The following is a 17,167-nucleotide window of genomic DNA, read 5'->3' as shown; positions in this document are numbered from 1 at the left end:
CGCTACGTATCGGCGGGGCTTTGCACCATCAGATACGTTTCTGTCGAGGAGTACACCGATGTCCGTATCACGACTGACACACATCAGTAAAATCGGGGTGGAGCAGATGGGCGAACTCGTTGACCGCCTCAACGACCCTGACGTTTTGCGCCTAGAAAACCTCGACACTGATTTGCGTCCACCACAGAGTGCCGTTGCGTTTACCAAACAGGCTGTTGATGACGATGCGGCCAACAGCTATTTGCCGTTCTTCGGTCTGGATGTATTGCGTCAGGCCGCAGCCGATTTGGTTGGACGCCACGCCGGACACCACTACGACTGGAAGAGCGAATGTGTCATCAGTGCCGGTGGGTTATCGGGCATTTTGAATGTGCTGCTGGCGACACTGGAACCGGGTGACGAAGTATTACTGACGGACCCGATCTACGTAGGCTTGATTAATCGGGTGCGTCTGGCTGGAGGGGTGCCGCGCTATGTCCCGTTGATCGCCTCACCACAAGGTTGGCGATTGGATACGAATACACTGGCAGTGATTGATCCCCGCCCGGTGAAAGTGGCTTTGTTGATGAGTCCCTCCATGCCAACCGGTGCGGTCTTCACGCACGAGGAATGGCAGGCGTTAATGGCCTTTTGCCACCGTGCCCAGTGCTGGGTACTGAACGACGCGGCGATGGAGCGCATTCTCTATGATGGCCGTGGTGTGATTCATCCGGCCTCGTTCCCAGTCATGCGCGACAAGGTCATCACTGTCGGTGCAGCCTCCAAGGAATATCGCATGATCGGTTGGCGTGTGGGCTGGGTCGTTGGGCCTGCGGATCTCATCGCCGATGTGGCGCGGGTCAGCATCACAAATGTGGTCTGTCAAACCGGCATCGCAATGGGTGCCGTTGCCACCGCCATCGCCGATCCGAATGATGGCATTCAGAGTTGTGCCGAGGAATGGCAACGGCGGCGCGATGTCTTGCTGGAAGAATTACGCGACTTTGTAGTCATCCCACCGCACGGAGGCTGGTCACTATTGCTCGATGTTTCTCCATTGGGGCTGGATGGCGTCACGGCTTCACAACGCTTGCTCGACTTGGGGAAGATCGCGGCGACCGCGATGACCAATTGGGGCAGTGCCAACAGCGACAAATACGTGCGCTTTGTCTTTGCCAATGAGCCGGTGCATCGCTTGCGTGGGATTGGCCAGCGTGTCCAGCGGGCGCTGACCTCATAGACTCAGAAGCTGTTGATATATTCCTCAGAGGCCGTTCCAGAAAGCGAAACCGTACTTCGACAAGCTCAGTACGTACGGGAAATCTCTCTCAGCACTTTGTCTTTCTCCGTTAACCCTGAGCGTGTCGAAGGGTTTTTCAACAGCTTCTCAGGCGCTTACACGCCACTGGGCATCGTGACCCAGCAAGCACTGTATGCGCACTTTCCCCCTAGCAATTCTCATTCTGAACCCAAACGCGCCGATGGAGTCGCCTACGGACAAGATACGTAGGCCGGGATAAGGCCGCAGGCCGTTCCCGGCGCGCGCTTGCCGGAAACGCTGCGCTTATTCCGGCCTACATTGACGGTTGTCATAGGTCAAAATGAGAATTGCTGCCAATGTAAGGTGCTCGAATCCATACCGCAGACTGGCTCGTGCGCCTTCGGTCGCTAAGCCTAGGCCCCAGTACGGTTTGGCAAGGGCATAGAATACTTCAACATCTGACGATTCGGGCCAATAGCGTAACCCGCAGTGACCAATGAATTGCTTGTCTGCCTTATGAATTACCGCCCACGGGCCAAAGCCGTGCTCCGTCCAGTGATCGATCATGAACGTGGGAATGCGTGCATCAAAGTCTGCGCGCGAGAGCGGGCGTTGCGCTGGCAGCATGCGCATCACGTCGGGCTCGGCGTAAATACGCTGGTAGTAATCATCCATGTCAGCGGGTTGAATGCGTCGCAGCAGCAGGCGTGCAGTTTCAACTGTTGTCATGTCGTATCTCCTCAGCGGAACTCCGGTAGAATACCTCTCGCAAAACGTTGCAGAAACTGCCGGTCATACGGCTGCGAGAGTTCAATGATCACCTGGCCGACGCAATGAGCGGAGGGTCTATTGCTTGGAGATGAAAAATTCCTTGTAATGCAGGAAGCACTGAGTTCAGGGAGACAAACCGATGCATCTGACAATTTTACTCGAACCCGCTGATGGGCAAAAATACCGTGCCCTGTGTGGCTTTCCCTTCGCGGTAGAGGCCGAAGGTGCGTCCCGCGAGGAAGCGCTGAGCAAAGTGCGTGAACAGATCGAACAGAAGCTGCGCTCCGGTGCTGAGATCTTGACGCTTGAGGTTGCAACACCTGAGCATCCCTGGAGACGGTTTGCTGGAACCCTGAAAGACGACCCTCTGTACGAAGAATGGGTTCAGGCTATGGCCCAGAATCGTGCGAACATTGATGATGATCCGAACGCATCATGAGTTTATATGTCCTTGATACGGATATCCTGAGTCTGTACCGGCATGGACATGCCGAGGTTGTCCGGCACACGCTCACGCATCCTTCTGACGCGTTAGCGACCACCGTCATTACCATTGAGGAACAGCTCTCCGGTTGGTACACGCTTTTACGTCGTACAAGAAACGTTACAGAGATGGCCCACGTTTACGACCGTTTGGCAGACACCGTAGCGTTCCTGAGCAGCGTACGTATCCTGTCATTTACCCAACCAGCCATTACGCACTATGAGCAGCTGCATTCCCTCAAGCTTCGTATGGGCACGATGGATCTGCGTATTGCCGCAATCACTCTGGCTCACAATGCCACGCTGGTGACGCGCAATGTACAAGACTTTCAACTCGTCCCCGATCTCCAGATCGAAAACTGGACGATGTAAACGACAGGCCCGCTCCAAGCTAGAGGGCTTGCATAGGGTTCTCCCTCATGCGCGGATCATTGCCGCGTCTTTTCTCCATTCCCTTTCCGATCATGAGTGATGACACGTGAGCAGGTGTCGTACACCATGTTCAAATTTCATGAAGGTTCCCTTCTGTCACTCGTGCATCTTTGCCCCTTTGGTGATTCGGTCCACCACGTTCTTGGCTTCGCGCAGCGCGAGCCCGACCACGTTCAATTCGTCTGGCTGGTACTGCTTCACGCTGGCACGGTTGTCAGCGTCGTGTCCCGTACTGAACATGTCTTCGATGTACAGTGCCAGTCGTGCCTGTCGCTCCATCGCCCGCCGATAAATGGTCTTGATCCCATCTCTGTCGGTACTGAGGACAATGATCGGTTGAATCACCAGCGGTGCATAGGTGTTGCCTCCCGCATCCTCATACGGTTCACCAAGGATACCGGGATTGGCACCAACGATCCCGCTGGTGAGGAACGCCGTCACATTCAGTTTCTGCCATGTCGCCAGATCGTTACAGAGAACAATCGCAATCTTCGTGTCGAACATGCTGACGCTCCATCTGCTGAGACGACTATCTTCCGAACGCATCCAATACGGACTTCACCCCGCGATCGTAATCGCCATCCATTGCCATCGGATAGAGAATGACGCGTGAGGCTCCGGCCTTCTCGATGGCCTCGACCTTCTTGGCGCATTCTTGTGCCGTACCCACGACTGCTGCGGTATCAATCAGCCGCTCGGAGACAGATGCTGCCGCGCCAGCCATGTCACCCTTCATCGCTGCGGCCAGAACCTGTTCTGCTTCACTTTGCATTCCATGTCGAGCAAATACGCGATTGTAGAACGGTAAACTCGCATAGAACGACAGGTGCTGTTTGGCAGAGCGGATGGCCGCGTCACGATCATTGCACACCAAGGTGTGAACAATCGGGTTGATGGGAATATCCTTCGTTGAGCGTCCCGCTCTCTTGGCGCCAGCGGCGATGGCGTCGACGACTTCTTTGAGCATGGTCGCGCCAAACGGCGTCGGAATGCTGACGTCTGCCACTTCACCCGTCAGTTGCAGACTCTTGGGTGATACACCGGCAAGAGCAATAGGGATCTTCGTTTCTGGTTTGCCAATCGCCATGCCTCTCGCTGCCAACTGCGTTAAGCCTTCGTGCTCGCCACGAAAGACGCTGTTCAACGTATGCACGTACATACGCAGCGCAGTAAGCGGTTTGTCCATCGGTAATCCATACGCTTGGTTCAGCGGACCGTGGCTGGTGCCGAGACCGAGAAACAAACGGCCCGGTGCGATGGCGTTGATCGTGAGCGCCTGCAACGCCGCCAGCAACGGTGGGCGCAAGAAGATGTTAAAAATGCCGGTGCCAACCTGAATGCGCGAGGTTGCGGTGGCCACATGTTGCGCAAGCGACAACGCATCCGAAGCGACTTCAGTCACCAAACAACTATGAAATCCACGCTGTTCAGCCGCTTTCGCGTACCCAACTGCGTGTTCGACGGTCGCTTTTGATACACCTCCGCCTGAAACTAATAACCCTGGGGTTTGCATACGATCCTCCTTTGATCACTACAGTTTCGAGAAATGCTTATATGAGACATCTAACCGTTGCACACCGGCGGCATAGGTGGCCCAGTCAGTGTGTTGGGGCTACATCTGGACACCAACGCGGAATTTTCGCTTTTTCTGCTCTGGTTGTGAGGCCTGAACTACAGCATACTGCTGCTCCCCTCCCAACAGCTGGGCCAGCATCAGGCCGGTCGATGCGGACGCCATGTTCTGTAACACTTTGCGACGAGTGATCTTCATGTCCTCTCCTGTTTCTTGTCCGGTCTCTTACGCGGTTTGTTGAGCAGACTGAAGAGCGGTAGACACCGCTGACGATAAACCAGCACCTTGATTTGCCAGTGCCTCGCTTGACCTCGTGCGGCCAAATAGATAGCTGCATAACGCAGAGTGGAGGAATCGTACGAAAAGGAGTCACGTGTGGCCGCAGTGTAACGTGTCCGAGGAGCAGGCAATGACAACCAAGAGAGAACATATTCGTACCACCTGTCCCCGTGATTGCTACGACACGTGTGGCATCGTTGTCGTGAAGGAGAACGACCAGATTGCATACGTTCGCGGCGACAGCGAACATCCAGTGAGTCGCGGTAAACTCTGCGCTAAATGTTCCATCGCTTACAACCGTGAATGGCGTGATCCGCAGGTGCGGCTTACACGACCGCTCCGGCGCATCGGACCTAAAGGCGAAGGCAAGTTTACACCCGTGTCGTGGGAGACAGCTCTGACGACGATTGCCGAGCGACTCACACACATTGTCACAACCAACGGAGCGCACACGATCCTCAATGCACATTACTCAGGCACCATCTCGCTGCTCGCATTTCTCTTCCCCTTACGCTTTTTCTTTCGTCTCGGGGCAACGGAAGTAGACCCTGATACGATTTGCAATAAAGCTGGACAAGTCGCACTCTCGTATATGTATGGCACCCCCACGCTTGGGTTTGATCCGCGCACCGCCCGCGATGCTGCGTGTATCGTGGTGTGGGGTGCCAATCCCTCTGCTTCGGCTCCACATGCCCATGAGCACTGGCTGCGCGAGTCACCAGCTAAGGTAATTGTCATAGATCCGGTTCGCACACCGACCGCGCAGGCAGCCGATCTCCATCTGCAACCCTTCCCCGGCAGTGACGCCGCGCTCGCCTTTGCCTTGTTGCATGTCCTGTGGCGTGAGGACCGGATTGACCGCGATTTTATCGCGTCACACACAGTGGGGTGGAACGAAGTTGAACCACTGGTGCGTGACTGTACGCCAAGCTGGGGAGAAGCGGTCACTAACGTTCCCGCGCACCTGATTGAGGAAGCCGCGCGTCTGTATGGCAGCGGCCCTTCTCTCTTATGGCTTGGACAAGCACTGCAACGCCAACCGCAGGGTGGCAATGTCATGCGCGCGTGCGGCCTGTTACCCGCTGTCACTGGCAACATTGGCAAACCTGGTACCGGGTTCCTGTACCTCAATGGTCCTGGCGAACGGAAGGTTGATCTGGAGTATCTGGTAGCGCCACAATTGGCGACCGCTATAGCACCACCAGTGAGTCACATGGATGTAGTCGAGTACTTAGCTGATCCAAGCCGTTCCCAAGCCTTGCTCTGCTGGAACATAAACCCAGCCGCTTCCAATCCGCAACAAGCACGTTTGCATGCCGCGCTGCGCCGCGAGGATCTCTTCACCGTGGTAGCGGACCTCTTTGCCACTGATACGACCCGCTTTGCCGATATTGTCCTGCCTGCCGCCAGCTTTTTGGAGTTTGACGACATCGTGACCGCGTATTTCAACCTCACTGTGTCAGCGCAAGTGAAAGTCAGTGACCCACCTGGAGAAGCACTGCCCAACATGGAGATCTGTCGACGTCTGTCGCGGGCCATGGGCTACACCGAGCCAAAATTATTTGAAAGCGATGCGCAGGTCATCGCCACCTTGCTTGAGCGCATGGACATTGGCGAAACCTTTACCTCACTGGCAGAGAAAGGCACGGCCTTTATTTCGTCAGAGCCGGTACTCCAGTTCGCGGATTTGGCATTTCCGACGCCCAGTGGCCGCATTGAGCTCGCCTCTGCGCGTGCGGCAGATGATGGCCATCCACGCGTGCCGCAACCTAGCGCTGATCCACGACCCAGCACCGGACGGCTTCGCCTTTTGTCGCCCGCATCTGCGTGGCTCGTGAATGATAGTTTTGTTAACGTCGAGAAGATCGCAGCGCGAATCGGTCCGGCAACGGTGGCCCTTCATCCACAAGACGCTGCCGAACGGGGAATCACTGACGGTACTGCCGTCGTGCTTGCCAATGACACTGGCCAGTTGTGTATGCAAGCCACGTTATCCACCGAGATTCCGTGCGGAGTGGCGTTGACGCACAAGGGGCGTTGGCCGCAGCGTGAGGGGGCACAGAGCAATGTCAACGTGCTCAATCCTGGTCGGAAAGCGGACATGGGAGACAGCACCGCCGTCCACAGCATCGAGGTAACGATCACGGCTGTGCCATAAGAGAGGGAAGCTATCTCAAAACTCATTTAAGTCAGGAAAATAGCAGGTTCAAGTAGTACCGAATGAAGAAAACTCGCATGAACGCACGGTAGGTTTTCTGATCCCGTTCCAGAAAGCGATCCAGGCGACGTGCATTATTGAGCCAAGCAAAGGAGCGTTCGACTTTCCACCGTTGCCGACAATACCGTTTGTGATGACGATCTTTTGGCGGTCGCCCCAGCGGAATGGCGATGTGATTTTTGCGATACGGCGCAATGGGAATAATCCGCCGAGCGCGGAGCGCACGGCGGAACGGTTCACTATCATAGCCTTTGTCCAACCCGAGGCGCTTGGGTTTCCGTTTGCGCGTGCCGATACGAACGCCATCGAGGGTGGTCAGGATAGAGCGTTGATCATGCCAGTTAGCTTTGGTGACGGTGAAGTTCAGCGGATGCCCATGCGCCTCGATGAGGAGGTGGCGCTTGAGGCCGCGAATGTGGTGTTTGCCGGAGTAGCCGACTTGAGCCGCAGCCCTTTTTTTGACTTGATCACACGGGCATCATGATCAGCATTGGTGAAATTCAAATAGCCTCGCCGGTCGGCTTCTTGAAGCAAGAGGTGAACGATCTTTTGCCACACGCGGCGGCGTTGGTATTCGAGCAACCGCCGGTGGCAGGTTTTCGGCGAAGCGGCAATGTCGTGGGGCAGGTCTTCCCACTGACAGCCGGTTTTGAGCACGTACAAGATGCCATTGAGAATTTCCCGTTCGTTGGCGCGAGGCCGTCCGGTTCGCGCGCCTTTCGGCAACAAGGCAGACAGATAGTCCCATTGGACATCAGTGACATCAGACCGATACCGCTTTCGTGTGAGAGAAGGAACATCAAGCGAGGAGGCTTTTCGTGAGTAAGGGCGTGTACGTGCAGGCTTCATCCCGCCATTTTACTGCGAAAACTGCAAGTTTTGCGAGTTTTGAGATAGCTTCAGGCTCACTTCGTGATAGTCACCTACGTTTGACCATGTCCGGAATATGCCACGCCTGCCCGGGCTCTGGCATAGGACCAGACTTTTGTTGATCTACCACTAGAATTCTCCTTTGGTAGCAACGAGTGCGCATACTGATTCGAGATAAGCACCACTTCTCTTCCTCAGTCGGCACTTGTTGCAGCGCTGCTACACACGTTGTACTGATGCAACATCCACTCGCGCCATCTTGCCAGTTTTCCCTCGTGAAACAACAACGGTCGTACTGGCACGTAACGTGCTCCATATGACACGACACATCGCGGTGTCGTCCAGAAAAGCCGAACAGTCGCATCACAATTAGAGAGGAGACATTCTACTATGGCAGCACGAGAGGAAATCCAACAGTTAACTGAGCAGTTGATGGCCGCCTTCAACAAAGGAGATCCGGTCCCATTCATTACTGCATTAGATGAAGATCTAGAAGTCTTCGATCATGCACCCTATCGCTTTGACAGCAAAGCGAGTTTTCTTGCCTATCTGCAAGGGCTGATGGCAGGCGCGGAAACCGCCAATATCGTGTTTCATCAACCCTCATATCGTGCGTTTAATGACAACACGGGCATTGTGAATGCTTATGACATCCTCACCCTCATGCCCAAAGGAGGTGGCACGCCACAGGTGCAAGCCAATCGCACAACCTACGTGTATGTTAAAAAGGGCGGGCAATGGAAGATCGTCAGTGCTCACTTCTCTCCGTTGCCGCAACACTAACTGATCGAGGGGAGACACAATCATGTCCAATGTCACGCAATGGATTGAGAAATTTCAAGCTTTCGGAGCGCGGCCGAGTCCCGAGAACTACGCGATACTGTTCGATCCAGAGGGAACAGTGTTCGACTCCGGTATGGAACGCCCGCTGAAGGCGACGGAAGTTGCAATGCACATGGGCGGCATACTGAAGCTGATGCCAGACTTGCATATCACCGTACATCGCTGGCGTGAACGCAAAGGGACCGTCTTCGTCGATGCGCAAAATGCGGCGACGATTGCCGGGCGCAAAACCCTCTGGGACGCCGTATATTGTGTCACGCTGCGTGGCGATCGGGTGATTCGTGGACGTCGCTACTACGACCGTGCACCGTTGCTGGCGCGCGTTTCCCCTTCTCTTCCATCACTACCAGTGTACGAACCGGTCGTGGATCAAGAACTCGAACGTCAGAGCACGACGGAGACAGGAGCGCCACGCTTCACGCCGGAAGAGTTTCTCACACAGTATGCGCAGCTCTGGCAAGCACCACAGCCACGACGGTTTGCCGAGTTCTATCACTCACAAGGACGGATGTTGAATCCAGACAACTATCGTCCGCTGCGACGAGCGGAAATCCCTGGCTACTACACCTTCCTGTTGTCATCGATTCCTGATTTGCGTTTAGAGCAACTTGCCTGGGCTGGAGATCAGCACCTTCTCTACGTGTAGTGGCAAGCACGCGGCACGTTCGTCGGCAAACCATTACAACTCAATCTCGTCGATCGCTTCGAATTCCTTGCTGGCCGCGTAATCTTCGGCCAGGCCTACTTTGACACCGTTGCGCTGTTGAGCTTGGCAGAGCCGTCGATCAACGCAGTACAATTTGCTCCGTCGGCAGTGCAGTCAGCCACTTAAATCAGACCCGAGAACATTCGTACATTTTACACTACAGACTTCGAGCCGTGTCACTCTGAGCCCTTCGACTTCGCTCAGGATAAACTCCGCGAAGAATCTCTCTGAGAGGCCCCCTTCGTCAGGCTCAGGACAGGCTTCGGTTCACTCAGGGTGACGACGCGAGTATATGAATCTTTCATGGTTTGATTTAGTCAAAGAAGAAAATGAGTAACTGTATGCGATGGTGCAACGAACCTGCGTGACATGCAATCGTACGGCTTTGTCATTGTTGTGGGCTGTTTTTTGGTTTCGATGCTGATACCAATGCCGCCTTCACCCAGAGGCTGGAGGGAGAGCATGAAACGGCAAACGGCAGCGTCACTGTTGCTATCGGGTTGTGATGATCTCACCCGCCCACAGTTCGCGCAAGAATTGTTGGACTGGATACACTTCGATGCCGTCGTCGGTGAGTCGCTTTTCGCTCTCCAGTGAAACGACCATCTTCCGCGTCAGTGGGATTTCCTCCGCCAAAGCGAGCAACCCCTTGTAGTCACGGCGCGAGATTCTCCCTTTGCCCTTGACCTCAATCGCGACACGGTCGCCGACGACAAAATCCACTTCCATCTGTGACAGACTCCGCCAGAAGGTCAGTTCCTCGTCTCGCCGCTGGTAGCCAAGAAACGCTTGCAACTCAAGAAAGAGCAGATGCTCCAGGGCGCGGCCAAATAGGTCAGACCCAGGCTCGATAGTTCCACGCCGCGCCAGCACATTCGCAACCCCAATATCAAAGAGGTAGAACTTGGCAGTGGCCACCGCTTTGCGTTTCTTCGTCTGTTGAAAGGGAGGGAGCAGAAAACCGAGGCGCGTGTCCTCAAGAATCTCGTAGTATTCTCGCACAACTCGGGGCGGGACTCCGGCGTCACTGGCGATAGCTGTGAAATTGACTTGCTCCCCATTCATGAGGCCCACGACCGGAAGAAACCGTGAGAAGTGTTCGATAGAACGAGTGAGTCCTTCTGCCTGGATTTCTTCCTTGAGGTAGGTGCCAACATACGCTTTGAGGTCTTCGAGCGGATACGGTGCATCGAGAATGGCGGGCAAGCTTCCGATGTTGAGCCGCTTCTCCAACTGCTGAAAATTCACTTCAGGTGAGGCAAGAGGAAAAAGATGGCAGGTCCATGCCCGCCCGGCCAACAAGTTCGCTCCCCCACGCTTGAGCTTCCGCACGCTGCTGCCTGTCAGGACAAACCGTAGGGCTTTGTGGCGTTCAATCAACAGGTGCACTTCATCGAGCAAGGAGGGTAATTTCTGGACTTCATCAATAACGATGACCGCGTCCTGAGGCTGGAGGCGTTGGCGAATGAGTTCCGGCTGCGCGGTTAACTCACGAAAGGTGTTTGCTTCAAGGAGATCGTAGAACTTTGCCTGGGGAAAAAAGTGTTGCAGCAGCGTACTCTTCCCTGTTTGCCGTGGCCCGAAGAGGAAGAGCGACTTGTGCGCCAGCAGCGTTCGCACGTCCAAAATTCGCGAATACATGCGTTAATAGTAAAAATTTCATGAAATTTTGCAACCCGGTGATGAAATTTCATTAAAAGCGAAGATAGGGAAGACACCCAACCGAACCATGACTGTGTACTATTCCTACGATTCTCACGTGGTTAAGCCACCTGAAGCACAGACCACCCTTCGACCCTTCGGCAAGCTCAGGGGGTGCGGGATTGCGTCGTGATAGTGTCCCCGTTCGTGCTGAAGTCCTGAGCCTAGTCGAAGGATCGAAGTATGAACGGCGCACATCCACAACTCATTTAGCGCGTACCACGAACGCATGACGCGAGTGAAATTGGATACTTACAGTTAGTGACCTTTTGCTAAAGGAGAAATTTTGCCTGACTTGACATTATCAATGCACTCTCGCAACCGCTTCCACTTCGACAAGAAGCTTCTTTGAAACTAGTGAGGCCACACCGATCCCCGTGACAGCAGGACGAGAAGTCCCCAAGAACTCCGATATAATGGGCGCGACTGCTTCCATGTGATCCTCGAGTTCCCCACGTATGTACACGCGAACGTGGAGCAAGTTGGCGACAGAAGAACCACTCTCTTGGAGCGCGATGCTGAGATTCGTCAGCGCGTTCTTGAGCTGACCCGCAATCGTGGTCTCGGTGACCTCGTGTTGCAGGTTTCAATCAACTTGACCTGAGACAAAAACCAATCCCGTATCAGTGTCCACCACTGCTTGTGACAGGCCGACTGCCGAGCCATCATAGAGTTGCTGTGGATTGATGAGTTTTTTTGCCATCATGCCTCCTCGGTTTGAAGGTACACTCGCCAGGTTATACAGAACAGCAAGGAGCGTATCCATCACGGTGGGCGTTCCGGAGCTTCGGTTGACTCAGGAGCGAGGCTTGAGTAGCAAGGTTCACATGCTCGCGGGAATCCACTGAAGAAAGGGGAGATGAAGGGACTCACTCCGACGCTTGTTCTCGCTCTCGCCGGATCGCCTCAGCGAAAGCCCTCAGCGCCTGTTGTATCGTCAACCGGATGTCCGCACGGGTCACAATACCGCCCTCATCAAGGTGTAACTCACGGAGTGGTATGGTCAGACATGCTTCGGGGACAATGCGTCCAGACATGATGGTGACTACTTCGGTCAAGGACGCAATGGTATAGGTCGAGCGCGGCGAACTATTAAACAGCGCAATGGGTTTGTTGATAAAGTCAAACCCGCCAACCAGCCAATCGAGCGCATTCTTGAGTACGCCCGGCATGCCATGCGCATACTCTGGGGTTGAGATAATCAACCCATCGGCGGCACCAATTCGAGCGCCGAAGTCTTTCACGACCTGAGACACAGATTGGCTTTATCGCCTTAGGAATCGCCCAGGGTGCGGTCGACCTCTGTATCGAACTGGCCAACAACAAGTCGTCGATTGGTAACCCCGTACCGCTACGCGACCGGTCCCTGTTTCAGGTGCGGCTGGCTGAAGCTGTTGCACTGATCCGGGCAGCGCGCGCGTGGTTACGGGAGGCGTTACAGCAACTCAGCACGGCAATTTTGGCTGGGGAAACAGATCAGTTCGAGAAGCGCGCCAACATGTTGTTAGCCTCTACCAACGCGTCACATAGCGCCGCGAAAGCGGTTGACATCATCTATACCATCTCAGGCGCTGGCGCCAACTATCGCAGTAACCGTTTGCAGCGTGCGCTACGCGACGTGCATGCCGTCACCCAACACTTTGTCACTGCCGCGCCGCAGTACGAATCCGCCGGGCGTATGTTGTTGGGTCTACCGCCGCTGTCTCCGCCGTATATTTTGTCATAAGGCACTCTCTGTCCCATCCCCTGTGGTCTTGTCGCCGAGACCGCGCTATGAACCGGGACGAAAGCGAGGGGCAACAACTATGTTCGAAGGATTCGAGCGTATCCAGATCACAGCCAGTGGTGCAACCATCAACGTGTTGAAAGGCGGCAACGGCACTCCGGTCCTTCTGCTGCACGGCTATCCACAAACCCACGTGATGTGGCACAAGATCGCACCCCGATTAGCGAAAGATTTCTCTCTGGTGCTTCCTGACCTGCGTGGCTATGGCGACAGCAGCAAACCGCCAGACGGACAAGATCATTTCGGTTACTCAAAACGCGCGACCGCGCAAGATCAAGTTGAAGTGATGGAGCAATTGGGCTTCAAGCAATTTGCCGTTGTCGGGCACGACCGCGGTGGTCGCGTCGCACATCGTATGGCGCTCGACCATCCCGAGCGGGTCACGAAACTCGCGATTCTCGACATCGCGCCGACTCACAAATTGTACAGTAACGTCAACAAAGCCTTTGCCACCGCCTATTATCACTGGTTCTTTCTGATCCAGCCTGCTCCCATGCCGGAAACGTTGATTGGCAATAGTGCAGAGTTTTACCTCAACTCCTTGCTCGGCATTGGTCGACTCAAGCCACATGCGACTACCCCAGAAGCTTTTGCGGAGTATCTGCGTTGCTTTCGCGATCCAGCCACGATCCATGCTACCTGTGAAGATTATCGCGCTGCCGCGTCGATCGATCTGGTCCACGACGAGGCAGATATGGATAAAAGAGTGACCTGTCCCGTCCTGGCCTTGTGGGGTGAAAAAGGCGTGATGCATCGCACGCACGATGTTATCGCCGTATGGCGGGAACGGGCCAACCATGTCAGTGGCAAGCCACTTCCGTGTGGTCACTTCCTCGCCGAAGAGGCGCCTGAGGAGACGCTAGCGGAGCTGAGAGCGTTTCTTCAAAGCGCCACCGCTTGAGGTCTGGGGTATCGATTTACGAAGTCACTCGCGGAGGAGGAACAAAAACGGTAAAGTTCACAACCTGCACCCCTTCGTGCTGCAGAAGCCAACGTTTCCGCTCCAGGCCACCAGCATAGCCGGTCAAGGCACCAGTGGCGCCCACGAGTCGATGACAGGGAATGACAATCGCAATGGGATTCAACGCATTGGTCATACCGACTGCGCGGTAGGCGGTCGGTTTTCCTAATTGCGACGCCAGCTCACCGTATGTGAGCGACATTCCCGGAGGAATCGCCCGCAAGGCTGTCCATACCCGCTGCTGAAACGGCGTACCTCCAGGATCGACAGGGATACTGTTGATACACGCAATGTCTCCTGCTAGGTACGCACGGATAAGGCTGCTGAATCCTTGTGGGTCAATTAACTCGCGCAATTGGCAATCTGCATAATGCCGCTTCAACAAGGTCCGCATACGGTCTTCGTAGTCAGCATAGTCAAGTGCACACAGATGCTCCCCATCAGAGAGCAGAAGAATCTGTCCGAGCGGGGAATCAAATCTATCAAGAAAGAGTTTCATCGTTATATTCTCGTAGGATCTGTCTATTCGACTCTGTCTGTAGAGAAGACACCACACGCAAAGAAATGTGAAAAGCCCCGTATAGCCAGCCGCTGAGAAATGTGTAGAGTACCTGGGAGCAAAAGAGGAGAATAACGAATGTTGCATTCGCTGTATTTCATCACACGCAAACCATCGACGACGGACGCAGAGTTTCACCGCTACTGGCGGGAGGTACATGGCCCGATCGCCAAGCAAATTCGTCAACTCCGTGGCTATGTCCAAAGCCATCGGATTCCCTTCACCGGTATGAACTCGACGTACGACGGGGTAGCCGAAGCGTGGCTGGAAGATAGCGCCGCTCTCGCTGCGCTACGAACCAGTTCGGAATACCTGCAGGGCGCACTCTCTGACGAGCTAAACTTCATTGATATGAACCGGGTTGAATGGATGATTACCAACGACCACGTGATTCTCGACGGTACGCCAGCACCACAACCAGTGAAGTTGATCTTTCAACTCAAGCGGAAACCAGGCTGGTCCCTTGCAGATGCGCGCAAATACTGGATCGAGGTACATGGACCGATTGTAAAAAAACTCCCTGGCCTTCGTCGTTACGTGCAAAGCCACCTCGTAGACGCAGCGTATAGCCATGCGGAACCGAAATGGGATGGAGTGGCGCAATTGTGGGTTGATGACACGACAGCCATGCAACGGCTGCTTGATTCCAAAGAGTTTAAAGATGGCGCATGGCCAGACGGCGAAAAGTTTCTTGATCTACCCATTGCGCGCAGCTTTGTCGCTCAGGAACATCGAGTGATATAGTTTACGTGTGTAAAGGCTCTGGTCACAACTTGCGCGAAGGAGTTCGTTATGAACCGACGACAATTCAACAAGACTGCCAGTATGACCCTGGCTGGTTCGCTCCTGGCGAAGAAGTCATTGGACGGAACGGACGCCCATGCCGCTGATAAGGCAGATGCCAATCGCGGCGCTACACCTGCAGGGCCAGTAACACAGGTAGCAATGGTCATTCATCCGGCGTTTATTCCGCTTGATCTGTTTGGACCGCAGGCAGTGTTTGCGCTGCTGGGCAATGTCAATGTCCATCTGGTGTGGAAAAATCGTGAGACAATTGTCGCGGCAACTGGCATCCCCATCCAACCAACGACAACGTTTAGTGAATGTCCCAAGGATCTCGACATCCTCTTCGTCCCAGGCGGACTCGAAGGGGGCACGGCGATTATGAATGACGCTGAGGTCATCGACTTTCTCGCCGATCGTGGGCAACGCGCAAAATATGTCACCAGCGTGTGCACCGGGTCGCTGCTACTAGGGGCTGCAGGCTTGCTGCGCGGCTATCGGGCTACATCTCATTGGACCGTCCGTGACCTGTTACCGTTATTCGGGGCTGAGCCAGTCGCGCAACGGGTCGTCACCGATCGCAATCGTATCACTGCTGGTGGGGTTACCGCCGGAATCGACTTCGGTTTACAAGTCGCGGCGCGTCTACGCAATGAAGAATATGCCAAGATGTTGCAGTTGATGCTCGAATATGACCCCCAGCCGCCATTCCAGGCCGGAAGCCCGGACGGTGCGGGAGGAGAACTGACAAGCAAAGTGCGCGAACGCCGCGCCCCGGCTGTCGAAGCCGCACGGCAAGCAGCATTGGTCGCGCAGAAACGGCTGAAGATTTAACGTAGGCGGGTTCCGTCAAGCAAGTGCAACATCGCTATGACCCACCCATACAATTATGCATTTCAAATGCATAATTGTATGGGCCCTTACTGAAGGGTGAGACCTCCTTGACTACGGTCAGGGCGAAAAGCGTCACGCATGGAATTTCGCGGTACCTCAATCAAGAAGTAGCCTAAAATGAAAAAACAACGCCCCGCGAAAAACTCTGCCAATGCGAGGAAGCCGCAAACGCACGATCCGCAACTGAACCCACCGTTACCTGCATCGGAACCAATTGTGAAGATGCTTGATGATCTGGTGGACATTGGACGCCGCCTGAGCGCCAAGGCAGCCGCAGGCCGCCCACCGTATCAACCACCACCAGGCAAGGCTCGTCTCCTTTCTGTATTCACGCTCTTGTCTCCAGTTGGTGGAGTAACCGTGCAAAACCTCCCATCTCTGTTTAGCGAAGGGTGTTGTTCGGAATGCTTGACTCCTCGGGGTCAGCGGACAAAACGGGTCATGGAGGTGACTTACTCTAGTGCTGTTTCCCGGCGTTGTGATGGTGCTTTAGCACAACTTGATATGTCTCGTGGACCAACATTTCACGTATTCTCAAAAGACTTTCTCTCTCTCTTGACTACGCAAGAACATCGACTGTTCCGCTGGCGTAAGGTTAAGGTGCGCAATCCAACGAAGATCACAAAAGAAATGTTCGAACTCATTCACTCCGCTTATCTCGTTTATACCGTCGCATTACGCGGCAGTAACCCAGATCGAGATGCATGCGACGCATGCGGCGCGACCATTCAGCCGTATTACCCGCTTGTGGGTGGCCTCCCAGAGTGGCTCAATCCTATCGGTGATGCCGTGCGTCGTGACCAGCCAGATTACTACGTGTCTGCAGCGGACCTCCCTGAACCTGTTCCTCCGTGCTTTACAATTGGGGACCAGAGACGAGGTGTTCAGCTCGTTTTTACTGGGGGGCATTGGCGTAATATCAAAAGACAGCGGGGTACGGTTGGCATCAATACCTGGGGAGTGGGATTTGTTGATCCAGAACTCGTAGAGCCTGTTCCGACGATTTGATACAGACGAGCAGTAAGAATTTCACAGGAACGAGTGTCGGCAATACGATAGCGCAACAAT

19 protein-coding genes and 1 pseudogene are annotated in these 17,167 nt (G+C 54.6%); 11 read left to right on the top strand and 9 right to left on the bottom strand.

Annotation, left to right across the window (positions count from 1 at the left end):
* Positions 1–58 precede the first annotated feature (58 nt).
* A complete protein-coding gene (locus FJ147_03730; GenBank protein MBM4254988.1) occupies positions 59–1,219 on the top strand; it encodes a pyridoxal phosphate-dependent aminotransferase in 1,161 nt (386 codons plus the stop codon).
* 324 nt (positions 1,220–1,543) lie between these two features.
* On the opposite strand, the gene FJ147_03725 is transcribed toward FJ147_03730, so the two are convergent.
* A complete protein-coding gene (locus tag FJ147_03725) occupies positions 1,544–1,969 on the bottom strand; it encodes a GNAT family N-acetyltransferase (protein ID MBM4254987.1) in 426 nt (141 codons plus the stop codon).
* Between the two features lie 181 nt (positions 1,970–2,150).
* Here FJ147_03725 and FJ147_03720 point away from each other — a divergent pair, with 181 nt between their 5' ends.
* Both FJ147_03720 and FJ147_03715 read left to right on the top strand, forming a co-directional pair.
* Positions 2,151–2,450 carry a hypothetical protein gene (locus FJ147_03720; GenBank protein ID MBM4254986.1) on the top strand — a complete coding sequence of 100 codons (300 nt, stop codon included), beginning with the start codon at positions 2,151–2,153 and terminating at the stop codon, positions 2,448–2,450.
* Complete coding sequence (locus FJ147_03715; protein MBM4254985.1) at positions 2,447–2,866, top strand: type II toxin-antitoxin system VapC family toxin; 420 nt, start codon at positions 2,447–2,449, stop codon at positions 2,864–2,866. Before FJ147_03720 ends, FJ147_03715 begins: the two co-directional genes overlap by 4 nt.
* 156 nt (positions 2,867–3,022) lie before the next feature.
* Here the strand turns inward: FJ147_03715 and FJ147_03710 are convergent, their stop codons facing one another.
* Both FJ147_03710 and FJ147_03705 read right to left on the bottom strand, forming a co-directional pair.
* A complete protein-coding gene (locus FJ147_03710; GenBank protein ID MBM4254984.1) occupies positions 3,023–3,430 on the bottom strand; it encodes a DUF2000 family protein in 408 nt (135 codons plus the stop codon).
* A gap of 25 nt (positions 3,431–3,455) precedes the next feature.
* Positions 3,456–4,439 (bottom strand): LLM class flavin-dependent oxidoreductase, encoded by a 984-nt coding sequence (locus FJ147_03705; GenBank protein MBM4254983.1) that lies wholly within the window; start codon positions 4,437–4,439, stop codon positions 3,456–3,458.
* 469 nt (positions 4,440–4,908) lie between these two features.
* Here FJ147_03705 and FJ147_03700 point away from each other — a divergent pair, with 469 nt between their 5' ends.
* Positions 4,909–6,936, top strand: a complete 2,028-nt coding sequence (locus FJ147_03700) for a dehydrogenase (GenBank protein ID MBM4254982.1) — start codon at positions 4,909–4,911, stop codon at positions 6,934–6,936.
* A gap of 31 nt (positions 6,937–6,967) precedes the next feature.
* Here FJ147_03700 and FJ147_03695 read toward each other — a convergent pair whose 3' ends face one another.
* Both FJ147_03695 and FJ147_03690 read right to left on the bottom strand, forming a co-directional pair.
* Positions 6,968–7,411: a transposase gene (locus tag FJ147_03695; protein ID MBM4254981.1), complete on the bottom strand. Its 444-nt coding sequence runs from the start codon at positions 7,409–7,411 to the stop codon at positions 6,968–6,970.
* A complete protein-coding gene (locus FJ147_03690) occupies positions 7,360–7,845 on the bottom strand; it encodes a transposase (GenBank protein ID MBM4254980.1) in 486 nt (161 codons plus the stop codon). Before FJ147_03690 ends, FJ147_03695 begins: the two co-directional genes overlap by 52 nt.
* A gap of 411 nt (positions 7,846–8,256) precedes the next feature.
* On the opposite strand from FJ147_03690, the gene FJ147_03685 reads away from it, so the two are divergent.
* Both FJ147_03685 and FJ147_03680 read left to right on the top strand, forming a co-directional pair.
* Positions 8,257–8,649, top strand: coding sequence for a nuclear transport factor 2 family protein (locus FJ147_03685; GenBank protein ID MBM4254979.1), 393 nt, complete (start codon positions 8,257–8,259; stop codon positions 8,647–8,649).
* A gap of 22 nt (positions 8,650–8,671) precedes the next feature.
* Entirely contained in the window at positions 8,672–9,355 is a 684-nt protein-coding gene (locus FJ147_03680) for a hypothetical protein (GenBank protein MBM4254978.1), read from the top strand.
* A 552-nt stretch (positions 9,356–9,907) separates the two neighbouring features.
* Here the strand turns inward: FJ147_03680 and FJ147_03675 are convergent.
* The 3 genes and pseudogenes from FJ147_03675 to FJ147_03665 all read right to left on the bottom strand — a co-directional run bounded on the left by FJ147_03675 (position 9,908) and on the right by FJ147_03665 (position 12,372).
* Positions 9,908–11,056: an ATP-binding protein gene (locus FJ147_03675; protein MBM4254977.1), complete on the bottom strand. Its 1,149-nt coding sequence runs from the start codon at positions 11,054–11,056 to the stop codon at positions 9,908–9,910.
* Positions 11,057–11,420: 364 nt separating this feature from the next.
* Positions 11,421–11,819, bottom strand: a pseudogene (locus FJ147_03670) (RidA family protein).
* Between the two features lie 166 nt (positions 11,820–11,985).
* Entirely contained in the window at positions 11,986–12,372 is a 387-nt protein-coding gene (locus tag FJ147_03665) for an NAD(P)H-dependent oxidoreductase (protein ID MBM4254976.1), read from the bottom strand.
* Between the two features lie 2 nt (positions 12,373–12,374).
* On the opposite strand from FJ147_03665, the gene FJ147_03660 reads away from it, so the two are divergent.
* Complete coding sequence (locus tag FJ147_03660; protein ID MBM4254975.1) at positions 12,375–12,842, top strand: hypothetical protein; 468 nt, start codon at positions 12,375–12,377, stop codon at positions 12,840–12,842.
* A 79-nt stretch (positions 12,843–12,921) separates the two neighbouring features.
* Positions 12,922–13,803 (top strand): alpha/beta hydrolase, encoded by an 882-nt coding sequence (locus FJ147_03655; GenBank protein ID MBM4254974.1) that lies wholly within the window; start codon positions 12,922–12,924, stop codon positions 13,801–13,803.
* A gap of 16 nt (positions 13,804–13,819) precedes the next feature.
* Here FJ147_03655 and FJ147_03650 read toward each other — a convergent pair whose 3' ends face one another.
* On the bottom strand, positions 13,820–14,362 hold the full coding sequence (locus tag FJ147_03650; GenBank protein ID MBM4254973.1) for a methylated-DNA--[protein]-cysteine S-methyltransferase: 543 nt from the start codon (positions 14,360–14,362) through the stop codon (positions 13,820–13,822).
* A 138-nt stretch (positions 14,363–14,500) separates the two neighbouring features.
* Between FJ147_03650 and FJ147_03645 the strand changes: the two genes are divergently transcribed.
* From FJ147_03645 to FJ147_03635, 3 genes are all read left to right on the top strand, one after another.
* Positions 14,501–15,166 (top strand): EthD family reductase, encoded by a 666-nt coding sequence (locus FJ147_03645; protein MBM4254972.1) that lies wholly within the window; start codon positions 14,501–14,503, stop codon positions 15,164–15,166.
* A 48-nt stretch (positions 15,167–15,214) separates the two neighbouring features.
* Complete coding sequence (locus tag FJ147_03640) at positions 15,215–16,039, top strand: DJ-1/PfpI family protein (protein MBM4254971.1); 825 nt, start codon at positions 15,215–15,217, stop codon at positions 16,037–16,039.
* Between the two features lie 177 nt (positions 16,040–16,216).
* Entirely contained in the window at positions 16,217–17,107 is an 891-nt protein-coding gene (locus FJ147_03635) for a hypothetical protein (protein ID MBM4254970.1), read from the top strand.
* Positions 17,108–17,167: the final 60 nt, after the last annotated feature.

Source organism: Deltaproteobacteria bacterium, from assembly GCA_016874775.1.
Classification (GTDB): domain Bacteria; phylum Desulfobacterota; class Binatia; order Bin18; family Bin18; genus VGTJ01.
This window is presented reverse-complemented; position numbering and strand designations above follow the sequence as displayed.

Excerpts from the sequence above, each read along its gene's own strand:
- FJ147_03690 (MBM4254980.1), bottom strand. The coding sequence starts at position 7,845 with ATGAAGCCTGCACGTACACGCCCTTACTCACGAAAAGCCTCCTCGCTT.
- FJ147_03680 (MBM4254978.1), top strand. The coding sequence starts at position 8,672 with ATGTCCAATGTCACGCAATGGATTGAGAAATTTCAAGCTTTCGGAGCG.
- FJ147_03705 (MBM4254983.1), bottom strand. The coding sequence starts at position 4,439 with ATGCAAACCCCAGGGTTATTAGTTTCAGGCGGAGGTGTATCAAAAGCG.
- FJ147_03640 (MBM4254971.1), top strand. The coding sequence starts at position 15,215 with ATGAACCGACGACAATTCAACAAGACTGCCAGTATGACCCTGGCTGGT.
- FJ147_03725 (MBM4254987.1), bottom strand. The coding sequence starts at position 1,969 with ATGACAACAGTTGAAACTGCACGCCTGCTGCTGCGACGCATTCAACCC.
- FJ147_03700 (MBM4254982.1), top strand. The coding sequence starts at position 4,909 with ATGACAACCAAGAGAGAACATATTCGTACCACCTGTCCCCGTGATTGC.
- FJ147_03710 (MBM4254984.1), bottom strand. The coding sequence starts at position 3,430 with ATGTTCGACACGAAGATTGCGATTGTTCTCTGTAACGATCTGGCGACA.
- FJ147_03715 (MBM4254985.1), top strand. The coding sequence starts at position 2,447 with ATGAGTTTATATGTCCTTGATACGGATATCCTGAGTCTGTACCGGCAT.
- FJ147_03645 (MBM4254972.1), top strand. The coding sequence starts at position 14,501 with ATGTTGCATTCGCTGTATTTCATCACACGCAAACCATCGACGACGGAC.
- FJ147_03720 (MBM4254986.1), top strand. The coding sequence starts at position 2,151 with ATGCATCTGACAATTTTACTCGAACCCGCTGATGGGCAAAAATACCGT.
- FJ147_03650 (MBM4254973.1), bottom strand. The coding sequence starts at position 14,362 with ATGAAACTCTTTCTTGATAGATTTGATTCCCCGCTCGGACAGATTCTT.
- FJ147_03655 (MBM4254974.1), top strand. The coding sequence starts at position 12,922 with ATGTTCGAAGGATTCGAGCGTATCCAGATCACAGCCAGTGGTGCAACC.
- FJ147_03685 (MBM4254979.1), top strand. The coding sequence starts at position 8,257 with ATGGCAGCACGAGAGGAAATCCAACAGTTAACTGAGCAGTTGATGGCC.
- FJ147_03675 (MBM4254977.1), bottom strand. The coding sequence starts at position 11,056 with ATGTATTCGCGAATTTTGGACGTGCGAACGCTGCTGGCGCACAAGTCG.
- FJ147_03730 (MBM4254988.1), top strand. The coding sequence starts at position 59 with ATGTCCGTATCACGACTGACACACATCAGTAAAATCGGGGTGGAGCAG.
- FJ147_03635 (MBM4254970.1), top strand. The coding sequence starts at position 16,217 with ATGAAAAAACAACGCCCCGCGAAAAACTCTGCCAATGCGAGGAAGCCG.